The sequence below is a fragment of the Citrobacter sp. Cu231 genome (assembly GCF_030332265.1).
Taxonomy (GTDB): Bacteria; Pseudomonadota; Gammaproteobacteria; order Enterobacterales; family Enterobacteriaceae; genus Citrobacter; species Citrobacter meridianamericanus.
The window spans coordinates 627,182-648,078 of record NZ_JAOWIE010000032.1 but is presented as its reverse complement, the minus strand read 5'-3'; the positions used below and the strand labels follow the sequence as shown (position 1 = coordinate 648,078).

Here is a 20,897-nt window from a genome sequence, read left to right as displayed (position 1 = left end):
CGATCATAAAGGTGAAGACGTGGCTGTTGCGCAATGTCCCGCATCGTGCGGAGAACTAATCCAGGGCTGGATTCTGGGCAGTGAGAAACTGGTCTCCTGCCCGGTCGAATGGTATAGCACCATTGAGGTCAGTTCAGGTTCACCGCTGACAGATGAACGCCCACTTTCCCGGGCGATGGTTGACAGGTTGTTGCAGTACTGGCAATACCCGGCGCATATGAGTCAGGATATCCGTATTGATGTTCAGTCAACCATTCCTGTCGCTAAAGGGATGGCCAGCAGTACTGCGGATATTGCCGCCACGGCTATCGCCACGGCGCATTATCTGGGCCATCAGCTAAACGAACAAACACTGGCGCAGCTGTGCGTTTCGCTGGAGCCAACCGACAGCACCGTTTTTCGTAAGCTAACCCTTTTCGACCATAACGACGCTTCCACGCAAATTGGCTGTGAATCACAGCCTCAGCTTGATCTGCTGGTTCTCGAAAGTCCGGAAACATTACGTACCGCGGATTATCACCGTATTCCGCGGCATTCCGGCTTGCAGGCGGGAGCAGCGGCCCTCAGGCGGGCATGGGATAAAGTACAGGAAGCCTGTGTCAGTCAAAATCCTTACCGGTTGGGTGAAGCCGCTACCCTTAGCGCAATCGCCAGCCAGTTGCTGTTGCCGAAACCGGATTTTGATTCACTATTAGCGCTGGTTGAAGAATGTGATTTATACGGTGTCAACGTCGCGCACAGCGGCAGTGTGGTCGGGCTGATGCTGGACAGAACGCGCCATGACGTGGATTACATTAAGTGGATGCTGGCGCAGAAAAAGCTAACGGTTCACTGGCCGCAACAGCATTTGTTGCGAATGGTAACTGGCGGGGTCGAACTGCAATAAGGGTCGCCGCACCGCAGCGACCCGGACAAGCTTAAAATCGTTACTCGGCTTTCGCTTCGGTGTTTTTCACTTCACCCATAGCTTTCAGCTTTTTAGAGATATCGCGACGCTCTTTAGAGATCTCGGCATTTTTGATGATGTAGTCATCAACACGATCTTCATAATCGCTTTTCATACTGGCGATAATGCCCTGAATAGCTTCCACGCTCATACCAGGCTTGATGTAGTCGCTCAGGTTGTCCAACAGCAGGACGCGTTTCTGGTTGTCACGGATCTTTTTCTCAACGTCCTGGATTTCACGTTGCAGTTTGTTTTTACGACGGAACAGACGAACAAATTCCAGCACGTCCTGGAAAGAAGGCTTGGTAGTTTCCATTTTTACACCCCTGATAATGTGAGATTCGGATTCGTTAAAACAACGGCTAAAGTGGGTCAACATTACTTTCATGCCCGCCATACTTCAAGTTGCATCTGCATCGACAATGCCTGGTTGAAACCTGAATTATCGAGGGTAACGCCATTACAGTTACCAATGGTTTTAGCCTTTTCAGTATCATACCTCTTATCTTTGCTGAATCGAAGCAGCAGTAGAACCGATCCCCTCATCTGCTCTTTATTTGCGCAACGCGCGGCAAATTAAATGAGAGAGTAACTCCAGTTGTCGCGCCATTTCCATGTTCAACCAAACGTAGCCGTGGATGGGCGTTTCTGCGACATTATCGCCTTTATGCTCGGCAATCAGCTGGCGCAGTTCAGCCACGGTGTCATTGAGCTTTTCTGTGTTAGCAAGCACCGGTTGCGGATTACCTTCATACAAAGCGTGAGTTATCGTCAGTAGCGCCTGTTGCGTCCTGAGCTGAGTTTCTCGCAGAGTATGCGCGTTTAACATGACAAAGTGGCTGGTTCGACTGGCCCAAAGCGCATTGATTTGCAACTCAAGCATGCAAACGAGGTTGCGATTAACGGTCTGAATAGCCTCAAAGATGGATTTTTGAATGCGGGTTTCTTTACTGGCAGGAACGATGAGCCCACGCATTTTGACCACGTCGGTCAATAGCTGCTGTAAATGCTTCTCCAGCCTTGGCTGCTCAAGCAGATTAGGGGAGAGCGCGGCCTGATACACCCGATTGTACCCCGTTACACAATGTGCCAGTTGGATACGCCAGTGGATAAATGCCCTTTGCGGCCAGATACCGGTAAACAGCATCGCCAGAAACGATCCCAGAATCACGTCGCCACCGCGCCATAACGCCGTATTCATATCCCCGGCGGGCGCGCCTACTACGACAGCAAGCGTTATGCCAATCAGCAGCGCCTGATACGGCCTTTTACCCAGTGCCAGCCAGCCGCAGAGAAACATCGCCACCGCGCACCATATCAACATAAGCGGAAGCGAGAAGAGTTCCAGACGCAGAGCCACCAACCCAAGCACCGACCCGAGGATCGTTCCGCCTATACGCTCAAAAGCCCTGGGAACGACGTTACCCCAAAAAGAAATTGGCCCCATAATCACCACCAGCGTGATCAGAGGCCATGTACCTTCAGGAATGTTCAACAGGCGAACCAACAGAAAAGTAAGGAGAAACGCCAACGCAATGCGAATACCGTGCACCACACGATAATGACGATACAAACGAATTTCAAAAGGACTCAGTGACTTATCTGCACGCACTCATGCACTCCGTCAGGGAATAGCAAAGAAGCGAATTGTACCTGTTTTTTTAGTAATAACATCATCCTGATTTACACTAAATACAGCTATTTCGACTGGACTGGGACGTACATTTCAATATCCCAGTAACCGTCCTCCATACCATTGTTCAAATAAACTTCAAAACAAGGTTTAGCGGCTATCGAATAAGTCGTATCCTGCATTAAACGCTCAAAGAACTGGTACCACGGCGTCGCAAAATCGTGATTTTGGACGCGCGCTACGGCAACAGCGTAGTCGCCCCCAGCCAGTTCGGTGAGGATCACGCCTTCGCTGTTTTCTGGAATTACAAAACCTTCAGGTACAGAAACGACGGTATCGCAGCGCAGTTTTTCAGCTGGAACAACATCAGGGTTGTCGTAATACACGGCAATCCACTCCAACGGAACAATCTGTTTACCGTCGACCCACTTCATTAACTGCTCAAAGCCTTGTTTAACTGTTTGTTCCCACGGTCCAACCATATGAAAACCGGCAATCATGCGTTTTTCGACCTGCTTTATCTCGTACTCCATACAACCTCCACCGTTATACTGTGTTTATATACAGTATATTTTTTAGGTATGTCGGCCACAAGCAAATAGTGATTATTATGTGAGCAGATTCGCACTCTTGCCAGTCTGACGCATCAGGAAAAACTACGCCTTATGATGGAAATAATCGCTCAGACGCGAGAAAACGCCGCCTTCGTTAACGGACTCCAGCGTCACCAGAGGCCAATGCGCCACCAGCTTATCCCGATCGTAGAGTTCAATTTCACCCACACGTTGATGCGCAGCGATTGGAGCGACCAGTTCTTTCTTATCAAGAACATATTTTGCTTTGATATTAGGAACTTCTGCTTTGGGTAGGGCCATCCAGAAATCCTGCTCGGTACCAAGGCTGATCTTTTCTTTATCGCCATACCAGATCCGCTCAGTACCAACCTGCTTACCACTGCGTAATACCTGTACCGTATCGAAGTTGTGTTGCCCCCATTGCAGCAGTTTACGCGCCTGGTCTTCGCGCCCTTTTGCACTTTCCGCGCCCATCACTACCGCAATCAAGCGGCGCTGCCCATCAACGGCGGAAGCAATCAGATTAAATCCGGCGCCGGACGTATGCCCTGTCTTCAGTCCATCAACGTTCATGGTTTTATCCCACAACAAGCCGTTACGGTTTTGCTGCGTGATTCCATTCCAGGTAAGGCTTTTCTCACTGTACATATGGTAGAAATCTGGTTCCCCGTGGATGATGGCGCGTGACAGCACGGCCAGGTCGTACGCCGAGCTATGCTGACCCGGTGCATCCAGACCATGTACCGTTTCAAAATGGGTGTCCTGCAGGTTAAGCTTTTGCGCATAGTTGTTCATCATCGCGACAAACTGTGGCTGTCCCCCGGCGATGTAATCCGCCAGTGCCACACAGGCATCATTACCAGAATCTACAATTAATCCCCGGCTGAGGTCGCGTACCGAAACGCGATCCCCTGCTTTAAGGAACATCAAAGATGAACCCACAAATACCGGATTATCCTTTGCCCAGGCATCGCGCCCGACGGTCACAATATCTCCCGGACTAATACGCTTGCTGTCGATGGCGCGATCAACAACATAGCCGGTCATCAGCTTAGTCAGACTGGCAGGATTTCGCTGCTGGTGTTCGTTACCGGCTGTCAGAATTTGGCCCGTGGTGTAATCCATTAATACCCACGCTCCGGCATTAATTGCAGGAGGCTGTGGTGAAAAGCTCACGACCCCGGTCGCGTACGCGGGCGAAAAACTCATCGCAAAGAGTGAAGCGGCAACAAACAAACGGCGTTTCAACAGCATGTCCTCAGAAAATGGAAAAATAGCCGTTCTTTTTACGGAAGTTCTGTCGAACAAACTTGGATAAATTGCAAGAAAATGTGACATAAGGCACATTTTCTTGCTATCAGGAAAGGATTTCAGAGATATATATCAGTTAGAACGAGCCTTTACGCGGCGCGGTCTCTGCGTGATGACTGCGATGACGATGATAGCCATCGATCATACTGCGGAAAATTTGCCCTGGCGTGTCACCCAACGTACACAGATAAATATGCGCGCAGATGAACAATAAGCCCACAATTGCTAACGCCATATGCAGCACCAGCATCACCGGCCCCGCCCCGATCACCTGCGGGTAGAGGCATAACAACCCGGTAATAATCAGCAGCGGAACCAGCGCGTACATGATGGCCAGGTAGGCCAACTGCTGCAGCGGGTTGAATTTATCCTCTGCCGTTGCGGCAAACGGATGCGGTTCACCTTTCATGATGCCATACAGATAAAAGCGTGTTTGCAGCAGGCAGCGTGATATCAACCCGTTAAACTTCACGCGATAATGACAACCGTTGCCGCTGGTTGCGTTTATTAACACAAAGCCAATCCAGAATGCCAGCAATGCAAAGCCACACCAGGTATGTACCTGCACCATCAATGCCACCGGTCCGACAGAGAAGTGGCCAAACATACCGCTCAGCAGAAGCAGGATAAAGAGCAGCGCGTTGCCCCAGTGCCAACGGCGGACCGCCAGCGAATAGAGATAGTCCCGATGTTCTTCCCCAGTTGCCGTTTTGGGTGCCAACATTCGACGTAACAGCGCGTGCGTGACCAGACCTGCAATCATCAACACAATAACTACGCCTGCGTAAATAAGCCACAGCGGCCAGTAGTCCGGCGTATAGTGAAGCTCTGCTCCCCAGATAGAATTCATACATTACCCTCCTGATGGATCTCTTTACGCCGATAGACACTTACCGGGCCACTACGCGTATCCTGCTGGCGATAAACCTCTTTTTGATTTATCCAGTGCTGAATTTCCGGGTCATCGCGACGGCCAAACTTCAGCGCATCCGTCGGACAAACAGAAACGCAGGCAGGTGACTGACCACTTTCCAGGCGAGTATCTGCGCAGAAGTTACATTTGTCGGCAATTCCTGTTTGCGGGTTAAGGTAACGAACATGGAACGGACAAGCGGCAACACAGTAGTCGCAGCCAATACAGCGAGACTTATCCACTTGCACTATGCCATTTTCATCACGAAATGAAGCTCCGGTCGGACAGACGCTGACGCACGGAGCATCTTCACAATGCTGGCAAGAAACACGAACAAACTGGAAGTGGGACAGGACCTCAGGTTCATGTTCGGGTGAACGGATCTGCACCTGTAAGCGGCTATATCCTTCCGGTACGTCATTGAGTACTTTGCAAGCGACCGTACACGCCTGACAACCAATACAGCGTTTCTCGTCATGCAGCATGACATAAGGGTTTGTTGCTTGATTCATGATGTTCTCCTTTCTCATGCCCGACGAAGCGTAACGCCAGCGGTGTGCACCACCGTACCGGAAACCGGACTGGTAACATGTGGCAGCAAATTACCGCAGTGTATACCGTGCGTCGTCGCCGCTGTTTTGGCTCCCGCCTTGGCGCCAAATCCCATATAAACAAACAGCGTATCGGGCCGAATTCCGGCGGTGACCAGCGCTTTACCTTTTTCTTTACCGGTCGCATTCTCCAGCCAAATCTCATCACCGCTTTTAATGCCTTTTTCACGAGCTGTTTGCGGGTGGATCCACACTGCGTTGTCCCACATCAACTCGCTAAGCAGTGGCACATATTGCGTCGCGCCGTTGGTGTGAACCGCCACTTTCCCTTGAATGAAATAGAGTTCATTGTCGCCTTTGAGCGCAAAATCGCGGACTCGCGGAATGCCGTAGCCAGGCAGAAGCGCTTCCAGCTCTTCAGAGTAGAGTTCAATTTTGCCAGATGGGGATTTAAAGCGCAGTTGCTCACCATAGGTCCCGTCGCTGTCAACCGCCACCGCCCCCGGATAACGCGCCACAAACTGACGCACCGCTTCAGGTTCACGTAGCAGCAGCGGAACACCCCACTCCCGATATCCTTTCTCACGCAGTTCAGCAGACAGCGCATGATCGCCATTAAGCTGGTACAACTGCCGTGTCTGCATGTCCTGCCAGGGGTAGAACTGCCCAAGGCCTAATTGCACAGCCAGTTCTTTCCAGATTTGCCAACTCGGACGCGCATCACCTATAGGCTCTACAACCTGCTGACGCAAGGCATACGCTGGATTCAGGCCCGACATGTCAGAGATTTCTTCATCGCGTTCAAGGTAGGTGCATTCGGGTAACAGATAGTCAGCATATGCCGCGCTTTCGCTTAAATAGACATCGCAACTCACCACCAGATCGAGTTGTTCAACGGTTTTGACCAGATCAGGTCGGCAGGTCACGGTCTGGAAAGGATTATGGCGGGACATGATCCAGCCTTTCACCGGATAAGGAGTCTGGTTTAACACGGCGTCGATAATGCTTTGCACCACGCCACCGCCCGCCGCGATGTACTTGAATTGCGGAGCAACCAGATCGATGCGCTGGGCCGTGGGTTTGGGTAATTTGGCATCGGGTTTTGCCAGCACTGGAGCAACCTTCTCACCGGCAAGTTTATTGTAGGTCGCCGCGGCTTTTCTCTGGTACAAGCCCCCCTCACGCTCAACATTTCCCAGCAACGCATTAAGGCTGAAAATCATACGTCGCATATCAATTTCTTCTTGTGAAAACGTCGCACGATGGCCCGGACTAACGATAGCATGCGGCGCGCAGGCAGCCATTTCCCGGGTGACCCGAACAATGACATCAGCAGGAACATCAGCTTGCTTTTGCGCCCATTCCGGCGTGGCCTCTTGTACCGCTTCTGCCAGTTGGTCAAACCCAGTGGTGTAGCGCGCAACGAAATCCGCGTCATACAGTTTTTCGTTGATCATGACGTGACACATGGCCATCAGCACCGGTAAGTCACCGCCCGGCTTGAGCGCATGCCATTCATCCGCCTTGCTGGAGAAGACCGACAGTCGGGGATCGAAGCTGACCATTTTTGCGCCCTTTTCCTGCGCGGCCATCAATTCATGCGTTTCGGCAACCTCAATTCCTTCATAGAGGTTGTGACCAAAAGAGACCATATAACGGGTATTGGCGATATCCATGGCCAAATCGCCGCCCATCATCACTTTGGCGGCAATCGATTTTCCGGCCGGGCATGTCGACGCGTGCGTAAAGGTGTTTGGCGATCCGAAAGCCGTCGCCAGGTGAAATAAATGCCCTGAAAGCGAACCGGATTTAGAAGAAAACACGACGCCCTGAGGACCATGCTGTGTTTTTATTGCCGTCATTTTTTCGGCAATTTCTTTGTAAGCCTGTTGCCAGCTAATAACCTGCCATTCTCCGCTCCCGCGAGGTCCTGTGCGTTTCATGGGTTTAACAATACGGTGCGGGTCGTTGACCAGACTAACACCGCTGCCTCCGCGCGCGCAGACACGCGTGCCTTGTTGAGGCGCATTAGGATTCCCTTGAATAAAAACCGTTTTGTTATTAATCACCTGTGCCTGTATCGGGCAACGATAAGAACACATTTCACACAAACTTGGCGTCAGGGATGTTTTCCCCTTAATGCGCTCCGGAGAATTTCGCGCCAGTGCGCCTGGCGGAAAACTTCCTATCGCGCAGGCAGAGCAACCTATACCTACTCCTCGCAAAAAATTACGCCGACTAATGCTCATATAACCTCCTGTTATTAGATATATCCAATGATTATATGGCGTTTAAATTATTAATTTTTAACCTCACTCACATTTTATTACAATGTTGGTCAGCTAATCGGACAAAATAAAACCCCTTGTTTACAAAAGAATTTTAAAATCCCCAGAATCCAACAAATCAGCGAAAAATAACAATAACAGTTCTCATTTATATTATTTAGCAGCTAATAACTTTCAGAAAATTTATTCCAGTAATTTCCTTTAATAGTGCAAAACTTATTAATCAATTCTATTAAAATCCTGTTCACCTCAATTTTATTGCGTACACCATTCAGCATCGATAATCGCATTGCTGATTACCTTGCTCTTTTTTGGTATTCTTAGATGAGCGCTAAATTGATCCCGGACATAACCAAACAATGAATGACGGCAAGCAGCACCCGACTTTTCTCTTCCACGATTACGAGACCTTTGGTACTCATCCGGCACTGGACAGACCCGCGCAATTTGCGGCTATCCGCACAGATAGCGATTTCAACATTATCGGCGAACCTGAAGTCTTTTATTGCAAACCCGCAGACGACTATCTGCCGCAGCCTGAGGCAGTGTTGATTACCGGCATTACGCCGCAGGAAGCACGGGAAAAGGGAGAGAATGAAGCCGCTTTTGCAGCGCGCATCCACACTCTGTTCACCGTGCCGAAAACTTGTATTCTCGGCTATAACAACGTGCGCTTCGACGATGAGGTGACGCGTAACATCCTGTATCGCAATTTCTACGATCCCTATGCCTGGAGCTGGCAGAACGACAATTCGCGCTGGGATCTCCTGGACGTGATGCGCGCCTGCTATGCCCTGCGTCCTGAAGGCATTAACTGGCCGGAAAACGACGATGGCTTACCCAGCTTTCGCCTGGAGCATTTGACCAAAGCTAATGGTATCGAGCATGCGAATGCTCACGATGCGATGGCCGACGTGTATGCCACGATTGCAATGGCGCAATTAGTTAAATCACGTCAGCCGCGTTTGTTTGAATATCTCTTCAGCCATCGCAATAAGCACAAGCTGGCCGCACTGATTGATGTCCCGCAAATGAAGCCGCTGGTTCATGTTTCAGGAATGTTCGGCGCGTGGCGCGGCAATACCAGTTGGGTAGCGCCATTGGCCTGGCACCCGGAGAATCGCAACGCGGTGATTATGGTTGACCTAGCCGGTGATATTTCACCGCTACTTGACCTGGACAGCGACGCGCTGCGTGAACGGCTCTACACGGCGAAGGCAGATCTGGGTGATAACCCAGCCGTACCGGTTAAACTGGTGCACATCAACAAGTGCCCAGTACTGGCCCAGGCGAATACGCTGCGCCCGGAAGATGCCGATCGACTGGGCATTAACCGCCAGCATTGTCTTGATAATCTCAAAGTTCTGCGCGAAAACCCGCAGGTACGCGACAAAGTAGTGGCTATCTTTGCCGAGGCGGAACCCTTTGCGCCATCCGATAACGTAGACGCCCAGCTGTATAACGGTTTTTTCAGCGATGCCGACCGCGCAGCGATGAAAATCGTTCTGGAAACAGAACCGCGTAATTTACCGGCTCTGGATATCTCTTTTGTCGATAAACGCATTGAAAAGTTGCTGTTTAACTACCGTGCCCGTAACTTCCCCGGAACACTGGATGAAGCCGAGCAGCAGCGCTGGCTGGACCATCGTCGTCAGGTGTTCACGCCGGAGTTTTTACAAAATTACGCCAATGAATTGCAGTTGCTGAGCCAGCAATATGCCGATAACAAAGAAAAACTGATGCTACTGAAATCACTCTGGCAGTATGCGCAAGAGATTGTGTAAATCCCACGTATAAAAAAACGGAGAACATGTCTCCGTTTTTTTTCAGATAAACGCCGTGATTACGCGATATCTTCGTCGTACTGCGGTACCGGGTTGCGGAAGCTTTTGGTCACGCAGGCCAGATAGATCAGACCAATAGCGGCCCAAATCAGGCCCAGAACCATTGAACTCTCTTCCAGGTTTACCCACAGCGCGCCAACGGTCAGCGCACCGCACATTGGCAGGAACAGATACTGGAAGTGGTCTTTCAGCGTCTTGTTACGCTTCTCACGGATCCAGAACTGGGAGATCACCGACAGGTTAACGAAGGTAAACGCCACCAACGCACCAAAGTTAATCAGCGCAGTCGCCATCACCAGGTCGAAGTTGATTGCCAACAGAGCAATCGCACCAACCAGAATGATGTTCATGGACGGAGTACGCCATTTCGGGTGTACGTAACCGAAGAAACTTTTCGGGAATACACCGTCACGACCCATCACGTACATCAGACGCGCTACGCCTGCATGTGCCGCCATACCGGACGCCAGTACGGTAATGGTAGAGAAAATCAGCGCACCAACCTGGAAGAACTTACCAGCAACGTACAGCATGATTTCCGGCTGCGAAGCGTCTGGATCCTTGAAGCGCGAGATGTCCGGGAAGTACAGCTGCAACAGATAAGTGGAGACGATAAAGATCAGGCCACCAATCAGCGCGGTCAGGAAAATCGCACGCGGGATCACGCGTTCAGCGTCTTTGGTTTCTTCTGACAGGTTGCTGATACCGTCAAAACCGGTGAACGAGAAGCACAGAATAGTCGCACCCGTGATCATCGGGATCACATGCGCATCACCTGACCAGAACGGACGGCTGCTCGCCAGCGTACCAGCACCTTCACCTTCGAACACGCCATAAATGACCATGCCGAGGATCACCGCAATTAGCACCACCTGCAACAACACGATGACGGTGTTGAAATTAGCAACGGATTTAAGGCTGCGCAGGTTAAAGGCGGTCATAAAGGCCACCAGCGCCACCACGAATATCCATGACGGTATCGACGGCACCAGAGCTTCAAAATAGATTTTCGCCAACAGAATGTTGATCATCGGTGCGAACAGGTAGTCCAGCAGTGATGACCATCCCACCATAAAGCCAACGGTCGGGCTAATGGATTTCTGGGCGTAAGTGTAGGCAGAGCCTGCAGACGGATAGCGACGCACCAGTTTACCGTAGCTCAGAGCGGTAAAGAGGATGGCTATCAGTGCAAAGGCGTAAGCTGTCGGGACGTGACCATCGGTCATTCCTGATACGATACCGAATGTATCGAACAGCGTCATCGGCTGCATATAGGCAAGGCCCATCATGACAACCGGAACCAGCGTAAGCGTTTTACGTAATTCCACGCGAGAGGTGTTTGGAGTAGCGTTATGCGACATGGTTATCCCCCATTACGGCGAAAACCGTCGCGTAAGCAAAAAATTGCCCCATTTTTTGTTAATCCTCAGCGACAACAACTGTCGATTTTTAAGTAAGTATCTATCCGGTACGAAGCCCGGCCTCTTTTATGAATGATTGGTTTGATGCAAAAAAATAACCGACGCGTATGAAAACGTCGGTTAATGTCATTTTTTGCAAGCGGCGTATTTTGCACTAATTTGGAGAGAAATAACAAGAGATTGAAGCCACTACAAAAGAATATTTTTTCTTAACCGCTTGATTTATCAGCAGCCGCTTTAACGTACACCCCAGCGATCGCACTATTTGCTAAAATCTCATCCCGCCACCAGGCACTAGCCAACCCGGCGGTCTGTTCATTCCAACCGATCCACACGGGCTCAAAGATATTTTGCGCGACCACTTTTTTCTCAATCAGCGCGCCACTCTCCAAAAAACGCTGCGCCAGATAGCGCGGAATATAGCCACATCCCAGGCCGCTGATTTGCAGTTCCAGCTTGGTTTTAAAGTCAAAAACGGTAATGGCTTCCTGATCGTCCAGCACCTGCGAGCCCGAGGCGTTGGCATGTTGCGTATTGTCGCCCACCACAATGGCGCGAAAACGCCGAATGGTGCGACGATTTAACGGCTCCTGCTCCTGCGCCAGCGGATGATGCGGCGCAACCACGAACACCTGTTCCAGAATCCCTAGTCGCGCAAAACCAAACTCGCTCGCGGAAGGCGGTTCATGCATGGCACCGACAATAATATCCGCCCGCCCCTGTGTGAGGGCTTCCCATGAGCCACCCAGCACGCCGTTGATAAATTTCAGGCGCGTCACACTGTGGTGTTGATAGAAAGATTCGATGAGCGGGGCCAGAAGTGAAAAGGGAAACGTATCATCTACGCCAATGACCAGTTCATTCTCCCAACCTTCGTGCAGTTTAATCGCCTGCTTTTCAAGTTCACGGACGGTGTGCAACACCTCCCGTCCCTTTTCCAGTAGCATCTGCCCTGTGCGGGTGAACCTGGCCCGATGTCCGCTGCGATCGAGTAGCTGAATATTAAGATCACTTTCCAGCTTATGGACGGTATAGCTAAGCGCTGACGGCGTCTTGAACAATTTTGCCGACGCCGCTGCGAAGCTGCCCTCTTTTTCTAACGCATCGAGGATGATAAGAACGTCCAGCAGTGGTTTCATACTCGCCCCCTTGCGGTATCAGCGGCACTCTGCTGGTCTGTCACTCCATCGGCATCACCAGCGGGTCGGGATACTGGTACTCAAACCCAAGCTCATTACAAATCCGGTTGCCATCAATGACTTTACCTTTACCGTTATCCTCACTGCCGCGAAATTCCGGCGGCTCCATCCCCAACTGACGAGCCATCTGCGGATAGAACACGTTACGCGCCGGATGCATAGGCGCACATATATTATAGATGTGTCCCCCTTTAGGCGCTTGCAGCAGTAATGTGATAGCAGAAACCACATCATCCAGATGCACCAGATTGACCCCATGGTGCCCATCTGGCGCAGTCTTGCCAGCAAAAAAACGACCGGGATGTCTCCCCGGGCCGACAAGCCCGGCCAGGCGCAAGATATCCACCGACGTGCCAGGTAAATTGTGCAGCCAGTCTTCAAGTTCTTTCAGAACACGACCGCTCGCCGTGACCGGGTTACGCGACGTCCCTTCTTTCACGGTACCCTGCACATCGCCATAGACCGATGTCGAACTGGTAAAAATAATTCTCGGGATACGGTACGCCAGCGCACTGTCGACCAGCTCCTGCATAGCCTGAAGGTAAAAGGCCTCGCCAGGACCGCTACGACGCGCAGGCAGCGTAATCACCAGCGCATCAACGTCCATCAGTGCGTCGAGATCGTCTGCCTCGCAGACCAGTTCAGGCTCAAGGCGCAGCAAATAGCTCTCGATACCGCTCATGCGGGCCGCCTCCACCCCATCTAATGTGGTTTTGCTGCCGGTAACCTGCCAGCCTCTCGCCGCCAGCGACATGGCTAACGGCATGCCTAACCAACCTAAACCGACAATTGCGACCTTTTTCATGCCTTCTCTCCTGACTTTTGGCCTATAACGCAAGGCTACGCTAGCCCACGACGACTGACAATTCATAGTATCAATATGAAATGAATTAATGATCAAAAAAAAGCCCTTGCTTTCCGTAGCTAAAGTGGTTTAGGTTAAAAGACATCAAATGAATAAACATTCATCGAGAAAATTTATGACACGCGCTCAATTTAAACACCATCATCACCATCATCCTGACTAGTCTTTCAGGCGATGTGTGCTGGGAGACATTTAAATCTTCCAGCGGTGCATGAGCGTATGAGAAAGCCCCCGGAAGATTTCTTCCGGGGGCTTTTTTTTGTGCGTGACCCAACTGATTCAGACAGGATAACGAGGAATAAAGAATGTTAGACAACACCCGTTTACGCATAGCTATGCAGAAATCTGGCCGCTTAAGCGATGATTCACGCGAATTACTGGCCCGTTGCGGCATTAAAATTAATCTTCACACCCAGCGCCTGATTGCGATGGCGGAGAACATGCCGATTGATATTCTGCGCGTACGTGATGACGATATCCCGGGTCTGGTGATGGATGGCGTTGTTGACCTCGGCATCATCGGGGAAAACGTTCTCGAAGAGGAATTGCTCAACCGCCGGGCACAAGGTGAAGATCCTCGCTATTTTACCCTGCGTCGTCTGGACTTCGGCGGCTGCCGTCTTTCGCTGGCAACCCCGGTTGATGAAGCCTGGGATGGCCCAGCTGCGCTGAACGGTAAACGTATCGCGACCTCTTACCCACACCTGCTCAAACGTTATCTCGATCAAAAAGGGGTGTCGTTTAAATCCTGTCTGCTAAACGGTTCAGTCGAAGTCGCCCCCCGCGCAGGCCTGGCTGATGCGATTTGCGATCTGGTGTCAACCGGCGCGACGCTTGAGGCCAACGGTCTGCGTGAAGTGGAAGTCATTTACCGCTCTAAAGCCTGCCTGATTCAGCGTGATGGCGAAATGGCCGACGCCAAGCAACAGCTAATCGACAAATTGCTGACCCGTATTCAGGGCGTTATTCAGGCTCGTGAATCGAAATACATCATGATGCACGCGCCGAGCGAGCGTCTGGATGAAGTTATCGCTCTGCTGCCTGGCGCTGAGCGCCCAACCATTCTGCCACTGGCCGGTGATCAGCAGCGCGTTGCCATGCACATGGTCAGCAGCGAAACTCTGTTCTGGGAAACGATGGAAAAACTGAAAGCGCTCGGTGCCAGCTCAATTCTGGTGCTGCCAATTGAGAAGATGATGGAGTGATAGCCATGAGCTTCAATACCCTGATTGACTGGAATAGCTGTAGCCCCGAGCAGCAACGAGAGCTGCTGATGCGTCCGGCGATTTCCGCTTCTGACAGCATCAGCCGCACGGTGGTCGAGATCCTTGAAAACGTCAAAAACAACGGCGACCAGGCACTGCGAGAATACAGCGCGAAGTTTGATAAAACCGAGGTCGGCGCGCTACGCGTCACCGAGGAAGAAATTCAGCAGGCCAGCAATCGCCTGAGCGACGAACTGAAGCAAGCCATGCAAGCGGCGGTGCGTAATATTGATGCCTTCCACACCGCGCAGATCCTGCCGCCGGTGGATATCGAAACTCAGCCTGGCGTTCGCTGCCAGCAGGTGACTCGTCCCATCGCCTCCGTGGGTCTGTATATTCCCGGCGGTTCTGCGCCGCTGTTTTCTACGGTGCTGATGCTGGCAACCCCGGCGCGCATCGCGGGCTGCAAAAAAGTAGTGCTGTGCTCGCCGCCGCCGATTGCCGATGAAATCCTTTATGCCGCGCAGCTGTGTGGCGTAAAAGAGGTATTTAACGTCGGCGGTGCGCAGGCCGTTGCCGCGCTGGCGCTGGGTACCGAATCCATTCCTAAGGTCGATAAAATCTTTGGGCCGGGCAATGCGTATGTGACCGAAGCCAAACGCCAGGTCAGCCAACGTCTTGACGGCGCGGCCATCGACATGCCTGCTGGCCCGTCCGAAGTGCTGGTTATCGCTGACAGCGGCGCGACGCCGGATTTTGTCGCCTCCGACCTGCTTTCTCAGGCTGAACACGGCCCCGACTCACAAGTGATCCTGCTGACGCCCGACGCGACGCTTGCCGAAGGTGTTGCCGAAGCCGTTGAACGCCAGCTGGCTGAGCTTTCCCGCGCCGACACCGCACGTCAGGCGCTCGCCGCCAGCCGACTGATTATCGCCAAAGATCTTGAACAGTGCGTGGCCATTTCTAACGCCTACGGTCCGGAGCACCTGATTATTCAGACCCGTAACGCGCGTGAACTGGTTGATGATATCACCAGCGCCGGTTCGGTGTTCCTCGGCGACTGGTCGCCAGAATCTGCAGGCGACTATGCTTCCGGCACCAACCACGTTTTACCGACCTACGGCTATACCGCAACCTGCTCAAGCCTGGGGCTGGCAGATTTCCAGAAACGGATGACCGTGCAGGAATTAACCCCTCAAGGTTTCTCTGCCCTGGCCTCAACTATTGAAACACTGGCCGCTGCTGAGCGCCTGACAGCCCACAAAAATGCCGTTACCCTGCGCGTTAACGCCCTGAAGGAGCAAGCATGAGTACTGACAACTTTCTCAGCGTCACTGATTTAGCCCGAAAGAATGTTCGCGAGTTAACGCCCTATCAGTCTGCCCGTCGTCTTGGCGGTAACGGCGACGTCTGGCTCAACGCCAATGAATACCCAACCGCCGTTGAGTTCCGGCTCACTCAGCAGACACTAAACCGATATCCGGAATGTCAACCGAAAGCTGTAATTGAGAATTACGCGCAGTATGCCGGCGTCAAACCGGAACAGGTGTTGGTCAGCCGCGGTGCAGATGAAGGGATCGAACTGTTGGTACGCGCGTTTTGCGAACCCGGTAAAGATGCCATTCTCTACTGTCCGCCGACTTACGGCATGTACAGCGTCAGCGCTGAAACGATTGGTGTTGAATGCCGCACCGTCCCGACCCTTGATAACTGGCAACTGGATTTGCAAGGCATCGCGGACAAGCTTGATGGCGTGAAGGTGGTCTACGTATGCAGCCCCAATAACCCAACGGGTCAGCTGATTAACCCACAGGATCTGCGTTCACTGCTCGAAATGGCGCAGGGAAAAGCCATTGTGGTCGCTGATGAAGCCTATATTGAATTTTGTCCGCAGGCCACGCTGGCAGGATGGCTGGCTGAGTATCCACATCTGGTGGTACTGCGAACCCTGTCCAAAGCGTTTGCGCTCGCCGGTTTACGCTGTGGGTTTACGCTGGCGAATGAAGAGGTTATCAATCTGTTGTTAAAGGTGATTGCCCCCTACCCGCTCTCTACGCCAGTAGCGGATATCGCCGCCCAGGCACTGACGCCGCAGGGGATTTCCGCCATGCGCCAACGCGTAGAACAGATCCTGGAAGAACGTCAGTACCTGGTGGAAAACCTGAAAACAATTCGCTGTGTAGAGCAGGTTTTCGAGTCTGAAACCAACTATGTTCTGGCGCGCTTCACTGCCTCAAGCAGCGTATTTAAATCTTTGTGGGATCAGGGCATTATCTTACGAGATCAGAATAAACAACCTTCGTTAAGCGGCTGCCTGCGAATAACTGTTGGAACCCGTGAAGAGAGCCAGCGCGTCATTGACGCTTTACGTGCGGAGCAAGTATGAGCCAGAAGTATCTTTTTATTGACCGTGATGGAACCCTGATTTCCGAACCGCCAAGTGACTTTCAGGTCGATCGCTTTGACAAGCTCGCCTTCGAGCCGGACGTCGTTCCCGTTTTGCTCAAGCTGCAAAAAGCCGGCTTTAAGCTGGTAATGATTACGAACCAGGATGGGCTTGGCACGCAAAGTTTCCCGCAGGCCGATTTTGACGGTCCGCATAACCTGATGATGCAAATATTCACCTCTCAGGGCGTCGCATTTGATGAGGTGCTTATCTGTCCGCACCTGCCAGCGGACGAGTGCGATTGCCGTAAGCCAAAAGTGAAGCTGGTCGAGCAGTATCTGGTTGAGCAAGCTATGGACGTCGCAAACAGCTATGTGATTGGCGACCGGGCGACCGATATTCAGCTCGCCGAAAACATGGGCATTCGCGGATTACGCTATCACCCCGATACCCTGAACTGGGCGATGATCGGCGAGCAGTTGACCAAACGTGACCGCTACGCGCACGTTGAGCGTAATACCAAAGAAACGCAGATTGACGTCAAAGTCTGGCTGGACCGCGAAGGTCAAAGCAAAATCAACACAGGCGTGGGATTCTTTGACCATATGCTGGATCAAATCGCCACCCACGGCGGTTTTCGCATGGAGATAGCCGTTAAGGGCGATCTGTATATTGACGATCACCACACCGTAGAAGATACCGGTCTGGCGCTGGGTGAAGCCTTAAAACTGGCATTAGGCGATAAACGCGGTATCAACCGTTTTGGTTTTGTGCTGCCGATGGACGAGTGCCTGGCACGTTGCGCACTGGATATCTCCGGGCGTCCGCACCTGGAATATCGCGCAGAGTTTACCTATCAGCGCGTTGGCGATCTGAGTACAGAGATGATCGAACACTTCTTCCGTTCACTCTCTTACACCATGGGCGTCACCTTGCACCTGAAAACCAAAGGGAAAAATGACCACCACAGAGTGGAAAGTCTGTTTAAAGCCTTTGGTCGTACGTTGCGTCAGGCGATTCGCGTCGAAGGCGACACACTGCCCTCCTCAAAAGGAGTGCTGTAATGGACGTAGTGATCCTTGATACCGGCTGCGCCAACCTGCACTCAGTAAAATCCGCCGTCGCGCGCCATGGATACGACCCGGTTGTCAGCCGCGACCCTGACGTGGTGCTGCGAGCCGATAAGCTGTTTCTGCCAGGCGTCGGTACCGCCCAGGCGGCGATGGACCAGTTGCACGAGCGTGAACTGATTGAGCTGATCAAAGCCTGTACGCAACCGGTGCTGGGGATCTGCTTAGGCATGCAACTGCTTGGCCGTCGCAGCGAAGAGAGTAACGGCGTATCCCTGCTGGGCATTATTGAGCAAGACGTCCCGAAGATGACCGATTTCGGTCTGCCGCTGCCGCATATGGGCTGGAATCGCGTCTATCCTCAGGCGGGAAATCGTCTGTTCCAGGGCATTGAAGATGGTGCGTATTTCTACTTTGTACACAGCTATGCTATGCCGGTGAACCCGTGGACCATCGCCCAGTGTCATTACGGCGAGCCGTTTACCGCGGCAGTACAAAAGGACAATTTCTTTGGCGTGCAGTTCCACCCTGAACGTTCGGGCGCGGCTGGAGCGCAGTTGCTGAAAAACTTTCTGGAGATGTAATGATTATTCCGGCATTAGATTTAATCGACGGCACGGTAGTGCGTCTTCATCAGGGCGATTACTCAACGCAACGTGATTACGGCAACGATCCTCTCCCCCGTTTGCAGGATTACGCCGCCCAGGGTGCTGAGGTACTGCATCTTGTTGATTTAACCGGTGCAAAAGACCCTGCGCAGCGCCAGATCCCGCTGATTAAAACGCTGGTCGCTGGTGTCAACGTTCCGGTGCAGGTTGGCGGCGGCGTACGTACCGAAGCGGATGTTGAAGCGCTGCTTGACGCTGGCGTCGCGCGCGTAGTGGTGGGTTCGACGGCGGTAAAATCTCCCGAAGTCGTCAAGAGCTGGTTTTCCCGTTTTGGCGCCGACGCGCTGGTGCTGGCGCTGGACGTTCGAATTGACGAGCGCGGTAATAAACAGGTAGCAGTCAGCGGCTGGCAGGAGGATTCCGGAGTTTCTCTGGAAAAACTGGTTGAGACCTATTTACCCGTCGGCCTGAAACACGTGCTGTGCACCGATATTTCCCGTGACGGTACGCTGGCTGGCTCAAACGTCGCGCTTTATGAAGAAGTGTGTGCCAAATATCCACAGGTGGCGTTTCAGTCATCTGGGGGTATTGGTGGCATTGATGACGTAGCCGCCCTGCGCGGAACCGGCGTACGCGGCGTGATCGTCGGACGCGCGCTGCTGGAAGGTAAGTTCACCGTTGAGGAGGCCATCCAATGCTGGCAAAACGCATAATTCCTTGCCTGGACGTCCGTGATGGGCAGGTCGTAAAAGGCGTACAGTTCCGCAATCATGAGATTATTGGCGACATTGTCCCGCTGGCAAAACGCTATGCGGATGAAGGTGCTGATGAACTGGTGTTTTACGATATCACCGCCTCCAGCGATGGTCGTGTAGTGGATAAAAGCTGGGTATCACGCGTGGCGGAAGTGATCGATATTCCGTTCTGCGTTGCCGGCGGGATTAAGTCCATCGACGATGCGGCGCGCATCCTCTCCTTCGGGGCGGATAAAATCTCCATCAACTCCCCGGCGCTGGCCGAACCGGAGCTTATCACTCGTCTGGCTGACCGCTTTGGCGTGCAGTGTATCGTGGTAGGCATTGATACGTGGTATGACGCCGAAACCGGCAAATATCACGTTAATCAGTATACCGGAGATGAAAGCCGTACCCGCGTCACGCAATGGGAAACGCTGGACTGGGTGCAGGAAGTACAGAAGCGCGGCGCGGGTGAAATCGTCCTGAACATGATGAATCAGGACGGCGTACGCAACGGCTACGACCTGGATCAACTGAAAAAAGTGCGCGATGTGTGCCACGTACCGTTGATTGCCTCTGGCGGCGCGGGCACCATGGAACACTTCCTTGAGGCTTTCCGGGACGCCGACGTTGACGGCGCGCTTGCCGCCTCCGTCTTCCACAAACAAATTATCAATATTGGCGAATTAAAAGCGTACCTGGCAACACAGGGCGTGGAGATCAGGATATGTTAACGAAGCAACAATGCCGCGAGCTGGACTGGGAAAAAACCGACGGGCTGATGCCGGTAGTAGTGCAGCATGTGGTTTCCGGCGAAGTGCTGATGCTGGGTTATATGAACCCGGAAGCGCTGGAAAAAACGCTCGAAAGTGGCAAAGTGACCTTTTTCTCGCGGACCAAGCAGCGCCTGTGGACCAAAGGAGAGACCTCAGGTCACTTCCTGAATGTGGTGAGCATTGCGCCTGACTGCGACAACGACACCCTGCTCGTCCTGGTTAATCCGATTGGCCCGACCTGCCATAAAGGGACGTCAAGTTGCTTTGGCGATGCCAGCCACCAGTGGCTGTTCCTGTATCAACTGGAGCAACTGCTTGCCGAACGTAAAACCGCAGATCCGGCAAGTTCTTACACTGCGAAGTTGTATGCCAGCGGTACCAAACGCATTGCGCAGAAAGTCGGCGAAGAAGGCGTAGAAACCGCACTGGCAGCGACCGTAAACGACCGCTTCGAGCTGACAAATGAAGCCTCTGATCTGATGTATCACCTACTGGTTTTACTGCAGGATCAGGACCTTGACCTGACGACGGTGATTGAGAATTTACGCAAAAGACATCAGTAACTTGTG

22 protein-coding genes and 1 other annotated feature are annotated in these 20,897 nt (G+C 52.3%); of the genes, 11 read left to right on the top strand and 11 right to left on the bottom strand.

Annotated elements, in window-relative coordinates; all coding sequences use genetic code 11:
• The first annotated feature begins 19 nt into the window (after positions 1–19).
• Positions 20–886 carry an L-threonine kinase gene (locus OGY15_RS09495; RefSeq protein WP_286538982.1) on the top strand — a complete coding sequence of 289 codons (867 nt, stop codon included), beginning with the start codon at positions 20–22 and terminating at the stop codon, positions 884–886.
• Between the two features lie 40 nt (positions 887–926).
• Here OGY15_RS09495 and OGY15_RS09490 read toward each other — a convergent pair whose 3' ends face one another.
• The 7 genes from OGY15_RS09490 to phsA form a co-directional block, all read right to left on the bottom strand.
• Positions 927–1,262 carry a DUF496 family protein gene (locus OGY15_RS09490; protein WP_103771301.1) on the bottom strand — a complete coding sequence of 112 codons (336 nt, stop codon included), beginning with the start codon at positions 1,260–1,262 and terminating at the stop codon, positions 927–929.
• Between the two features lie 237 nt (positions 1,263–1,499).
• A complete protein-coding gene (locus OGY15_RS09485; protein ID WP_210904618.1) occupies positions 1,500–2,558 on the bottom strand; it encodes an FUSC family protein in 1,059 nt (352 codons plus the stop codon).
• A gap of 86 nt (positions 2,559–2,644) precedes the next feature.
• Positions 2,645–3,112 (bottom strand): DNA gyrase inhibitor SbmC, encoded by a 468-nt coding sequence (gene sbmC / locus OGY15_RS09480; RefSeq protein WP_286538981.1) that lies wholly within the window; start codon positions 3,110–3,112, stop codon positions 2,645–2,647.
• A 123-nt stretch (positions 3,113–3,235) separates the two neighbouring features.
• Positions 3,236–4,408, bottom strand: coding sequence for a serine-type D-Ala-D-Ala carboxypeptidase DacD (dacD, locus tag OGY15_RS09475; RefSeq protein ID WP_151219732.1), 1,173 nt, complete (start codon positions 4,406–4,408; stop codon positions 3,236–3,238).
• Between the two features lie 133 nt (positions 4,409–4,541).
• On the bottom strand, positions 4,542–5,315 hold the full coding sequence (phsC, locus tag OGY15_RS09470; protein ID WP_151219733.1) for a thiosulfate reductase cytochrome B subunit: 774 nt from the start codon (positions 5,313–5,315) through the stop codon (positions 4,542–4,544).
• Positions 5,312–5,890, bottom strand: coding sequence for a thiosulfate reductase electron transport protein PhsB (gene phsB / locus OGY15_RS09465; RefSeq protein WP_151219734.1), 579 nt, complete (start codon positions 5,888–5,890; stop codon positions 5,312–5,314). Before phsB ends, phsC begins: the two co-directional genes overlap by 4 nt.
• 14 nt (positions 5,891–5,904) lie before the next feature.
• The gene (gene phsA / locus OGY15_RS09460) at positions 5,905–8,178 is read right to left on the bottom strand and encodes a thiosulfate reductase PhsA (protein ID WP_286538980.1); all 2,274 of its coding nucleotides are present in this window, start codon (positions 8,176–8,178) and stop codon (positions 5,905–5,907) included.
• Positions 8,179–8,576: 398 nt separating this feature from the next.
• Here phsA and sbcB point away from each other — a divergent pair, with 398 nt between their 5' ends.
• Positions 8,577–10,001, top strand: coding sequence for an exodeoxyribonuclease I (gene sbcB, locus OGY15_RS09455; RefSeq protein WP_151224686.1), 1,425 nt, complete (start codon positions 8,577–8,579; stop codon positions 9,999–10,001).
• A gap of 59 nt (positions 10,002–10,060) precedes the next feature.
• Here the strand turns inward: sbcB and plaP are convergent, their stop codons facing one another.
• The 4 genes from plaP to OGY15_RS09440 all read right to left on the bottom strand — a co-directional run bounded on the left by plaP (position 10,061) and on the right by OGY15_RS09440 (position 13,486).
• Positions 10,061–11,422 carry a putrescine/proton symporter PlaP gene (gene plaP, locus OGY15_RS09450; protein ID WP_151219736.1) on the bottom strand — a complete coding sequence of 454 codons (1,362 nt, stop codon included), beginning with the start codon at positions 11,420–11,422 and terminating at the stop codon, positions 10,061–10,063.
• Positions 11,412–11,474 (bottom strand): membrane protein YoeI, encoded by a 63-nt coding sequence (gene yoeI, locus OGY15_RS24675; RefSeq protein WP_099045591.1) that lies wholly within the window; start codon positions 11,472–11,474, stop codon positions 11,412–11,414. The genes plaP and yoeI overlap by 11 nt, the downstream gene beginning before the upstream one ends.
• Positions 11,475–11,691: 217 nt before the next feature.
• On the bottom strand, positions 11,692–12,621 hold the full coding sequence (locus OGY15_RS09445; protein WP_151219737.1) for a LysR family transcriptional regulator: 930 nt from the start codon (positions 12,619–12,621) through the stop codon (positions 11,692–11,694).
• A 40-nt stretch (positions 12,622–12,661) separates the two neighbouring features.
• Positions 12,662–13,486, bottom strand: a complete 825-nt coding sequence (locus OGY15_RS09440; protein WP_187252212.1) for an SDR family oxidoreductase — start codon at positions 13,484–13,486, stop codon at positions 12,662–12,664.
• A 175-nt stretch (positions 13,487–13,661) separates the two neighbouring features.
• Between OGY15_RS09440 and hisL the strand changes: the two genes are divergently transcribed.
• The 9 genes from hisL to hisIE all read left to right on the top strand — a co-directional run bounded on the left by hisL (position 13,662) and on the right by hisIE (position 20,891).
• A complete protein-coding gene (gene hisL / locus OGY15_RS09435; protein WP_100250077.1) occupies positions 13,662–13,709 on the top strand; it encodes a his operon leader peptide in 48 nt (15 codons plus the stop codon).
• Positions 13,685–13,807: a sequence feature (His leader region), on the top strand. Its footprint overlaps the gene before it by 25 nt.
• Before the next feature lie 44 nt (positions 13,808–13,851).
• Positions 13,852–14,751 carry an ATP phosphoribosyltransferase gene (gene hisG, locus OGY15_RS09430; protein ID WP_003030161.1) on the top strand — a complete coding sequence of 300 codons (900 nt, stop codon included), beginning with the start codon at positions 13,852–13,854 and terminating at the stop codon, positions 14,749–14,751.
• Between the two features lie 5 nt (positions 14,752–14,756).
• A complete protein-coding gene (gene hisD / locus OGY15_RS09425) occupies positions 14,757–16,061 on the top strand; it encodes a histidinol dehydrogenase (RefSeq protein WP_286538979.1) in 1,305 nt (434 codons plus the stop codon).
• Positions 16,058–17,137, top strand: a complete 1,080-nt coding sequence (gene hisC / locus OGY15_RS09420) for a histidinol-phosphate transaminase (RefSeq protein WP_151219738.1) — start codon at positions 16,058–16,060, stop codon at positions 17,135–17,137. Before hisD ends, hisC begins: the two co-directional genes overlap by 4 nt.
• A complete protein-coding gene (gene hisB, locus OGY15_RS09415; RefSeq protein ID WP_151219739.1) occupies positions 17,134–18,201 on the top strand; it encodes a bifunctional histidinol-phosphatase/imidazoleglycerol-phosphate dehydratase HisB in 1,068 nt (355 codons plus the stop codon). The genes hisC and hisB overlap by 4 nt, the downstream gene beginning before the upstream one ends.
• The gene (hisH, locus tag OGY15_RS09410) at positions 18,201–18,791 is read left to right on the top strand and encodes an imidazole glycerol phosphate synthase subunit HisH (RefSeq protein WP_003844282.1); all 591 of its coding nucleotides are present in this window, start codon (positions 18,201–18,203) and stop codon (positions 18,789–18,791) included. Before hisB ends, hisH begins: the two co-directional genes overlap by 1 nt.
• On the top strand, positions 18,791–19,528 hold the full coding sequence (gene hisA / locus OGY15_RS09405; RefSeq protein WP_286538978.1) for a 1-(5-phosphoribosyl)-5-[(5-phosphoribosylamino)methylideneamino]imidazole-4-carboxamide isomerase: 738 nt from the start codon (positions 18,791–18,793) through the stop codon (positions 19,526–19,528). The genes hisH and hisA overlap by 1 nt, the downstream gene beginning before the upstream one ends.
• The gene (hisF, locus tag OGY15_RS09400; RefSeq protein WP_151219741.1) at positions 19,510–20,286 is read left to right on the top strand and encodes an imidazole glycerol phosphate synthase subunit HisF; all 777 of its coding nucleotides are present in this window, start codon (positions 19,510–19,512) and stop codon (positions 20,284–20,286) included. Before hisA ends, hisF begins: the two co-directional genes overlap by 19 nt.
• The gene (gene hisIE / locus OGY15_RS09395) at positions 20,280–20,891 is read left to right on the top strand and encodes a bifunctional phosphoribosyl-AMP cyclohydrolase/phosphoribosyl-ATP diphosphatase HisIE (protein ID WP_286538977.1); all 612 of its coding nucleotides are present in this window, start codon (positions 20,280–20,282) and stop codon (positions 20,889–20,891) included. Before hisF ends, hisIE begins: the two co-directional genes overlap by 7 nt.
• Positions 20,892–20,897: the final 6 nt, after the last annotated feature.

What these genes read in the sequence shown, in the direction of transcription:
- phsB (WP_151219734.1), bottom strand. Translation starts at nt 5,890, where the DNA reads ATGAATCAAGCAACAAACCCTTATGTCATGCTGCATGACGAGAAACGC.
- hisH (WP_003844282.1), top strand. Translation starts at nt 18,201, where the DNA reads ATGGACGTAGTGATCCTTGATACCGGCTGCGCCAACCTGCACTCAGTA.
- OGY15_RS09490 (WP_103771301.1), bottom strand. Translation starts at nt 1,262, where the DNA reads ATGGAAACTACCAAGCCTTCTTTCCAGGACGTGCTGGAATTTGTTCGT.
- hisA (WP_286538978.1), top strand. Translation starts at nt 18,791, where the DNA reads ATGATTATTCCGGCATTAGATTTAATCGACGGCACGGTAGTGCGTCTT.
- sbcB (WP_151224686.1), top strand. Translation starts at nt 8,577, where the DNA reads ATGAATGACGGCAAGCAGCACCCGACTTTTCTCTTCCACGATTACGAG.
- hisIE (WP_286538977.1), top strand. Translation starts at nt 20,280, where the DNA reads ATGTTAACGAAGCAACAATGCCGCGAGCTGGACTGGGAAAAAACCGAC.
- OGY15_RS09440 (WP_187252212.1), bottom strand. Translation starts at nt 13,486, where the DNA reads ATGAAAAAGGTCGCAATTGTCGGTTTAGGTTGGTTAGGCATGCCGTTA.
- hisG (WP_003030161.1), top strand. Translation starts at nt 13,852, where the DNA reads ATGTTAGACAACACCCGTTTACGCATAGCTATGCAGAAATCTGGCCGC.
- hisB (WP_151219739.1), top strand. Translation starts at nt 17,134, where the DNA reads ATGAGCCAGAAGTATCTTTTTATTGACCGTGATGGAACCCTGATTTCC.
- sbmC (WP_286538981.1), bottom strand. Translation starts at nt 3,112, where the DNA reads ATGGAGTACGAGATAAAGCAGGTCGAAAAACGCATGATTGCCGGTTTT.
- hisF (WP_151219741.1), top strand. Translation starts at nt 19,510, where the DNA reads ATGCTGGCAAAACGCATAATTCCTTGCCTGGACGTCCGTGATGGGCAG.
- hisD (WP_286538979.1), top strand. Translation starts at nt 14,757, where the DNA reads ATGAGCTTCAATACCCTGATTGACTGGAATAGCTGTAGCCCCGAGCAG.
- phsC (WP_151219733.1), bottom strand. Translation starts at nt 5,315, where the DNA reads ATGAATTCTATCTGGGGAGCAGAGCTTCACTATACGCCGGACTACTGG.
- phsA (WP_286538980.1), bottom strand. Translation starts at nt 8,178, where the DNA reads ATGAGCATTAGTCGGCGTAATTTTTTGCGAGGAGTAGGTATAGGTTGC.
- plaP (WP_151219736.1), bottom strand. Translation starts at nt 11,422, where the DNA reads ATGTCGCATAACGCTACTCCAAACACCTCTCGCGTGGAATTACGTAAA.
- OGY15_RS09445 (WP_151219737.1), bottom strand. Translation starts at nt 12,621, where the DNA reads ATGAAACCACTGCTGGACGTTCTTATCATCCTCGATGCGTTAGAAAAA.
- dacD (WP_151219732.1), bottom strand. Translation starts at nt 4,408, where the DNA reads ATGCTGTTGAAACGCCGTTTGTTTGTTGCCGCTTCACTCTTTGCGATG.
- hisC (WP_151219738.1), top strand. Translation starts at nt 16,058, where the DNA reads ATGAGTACTGACAACTTTCTCAGCGTCACTGATTTAGCCCGAAAGAAT.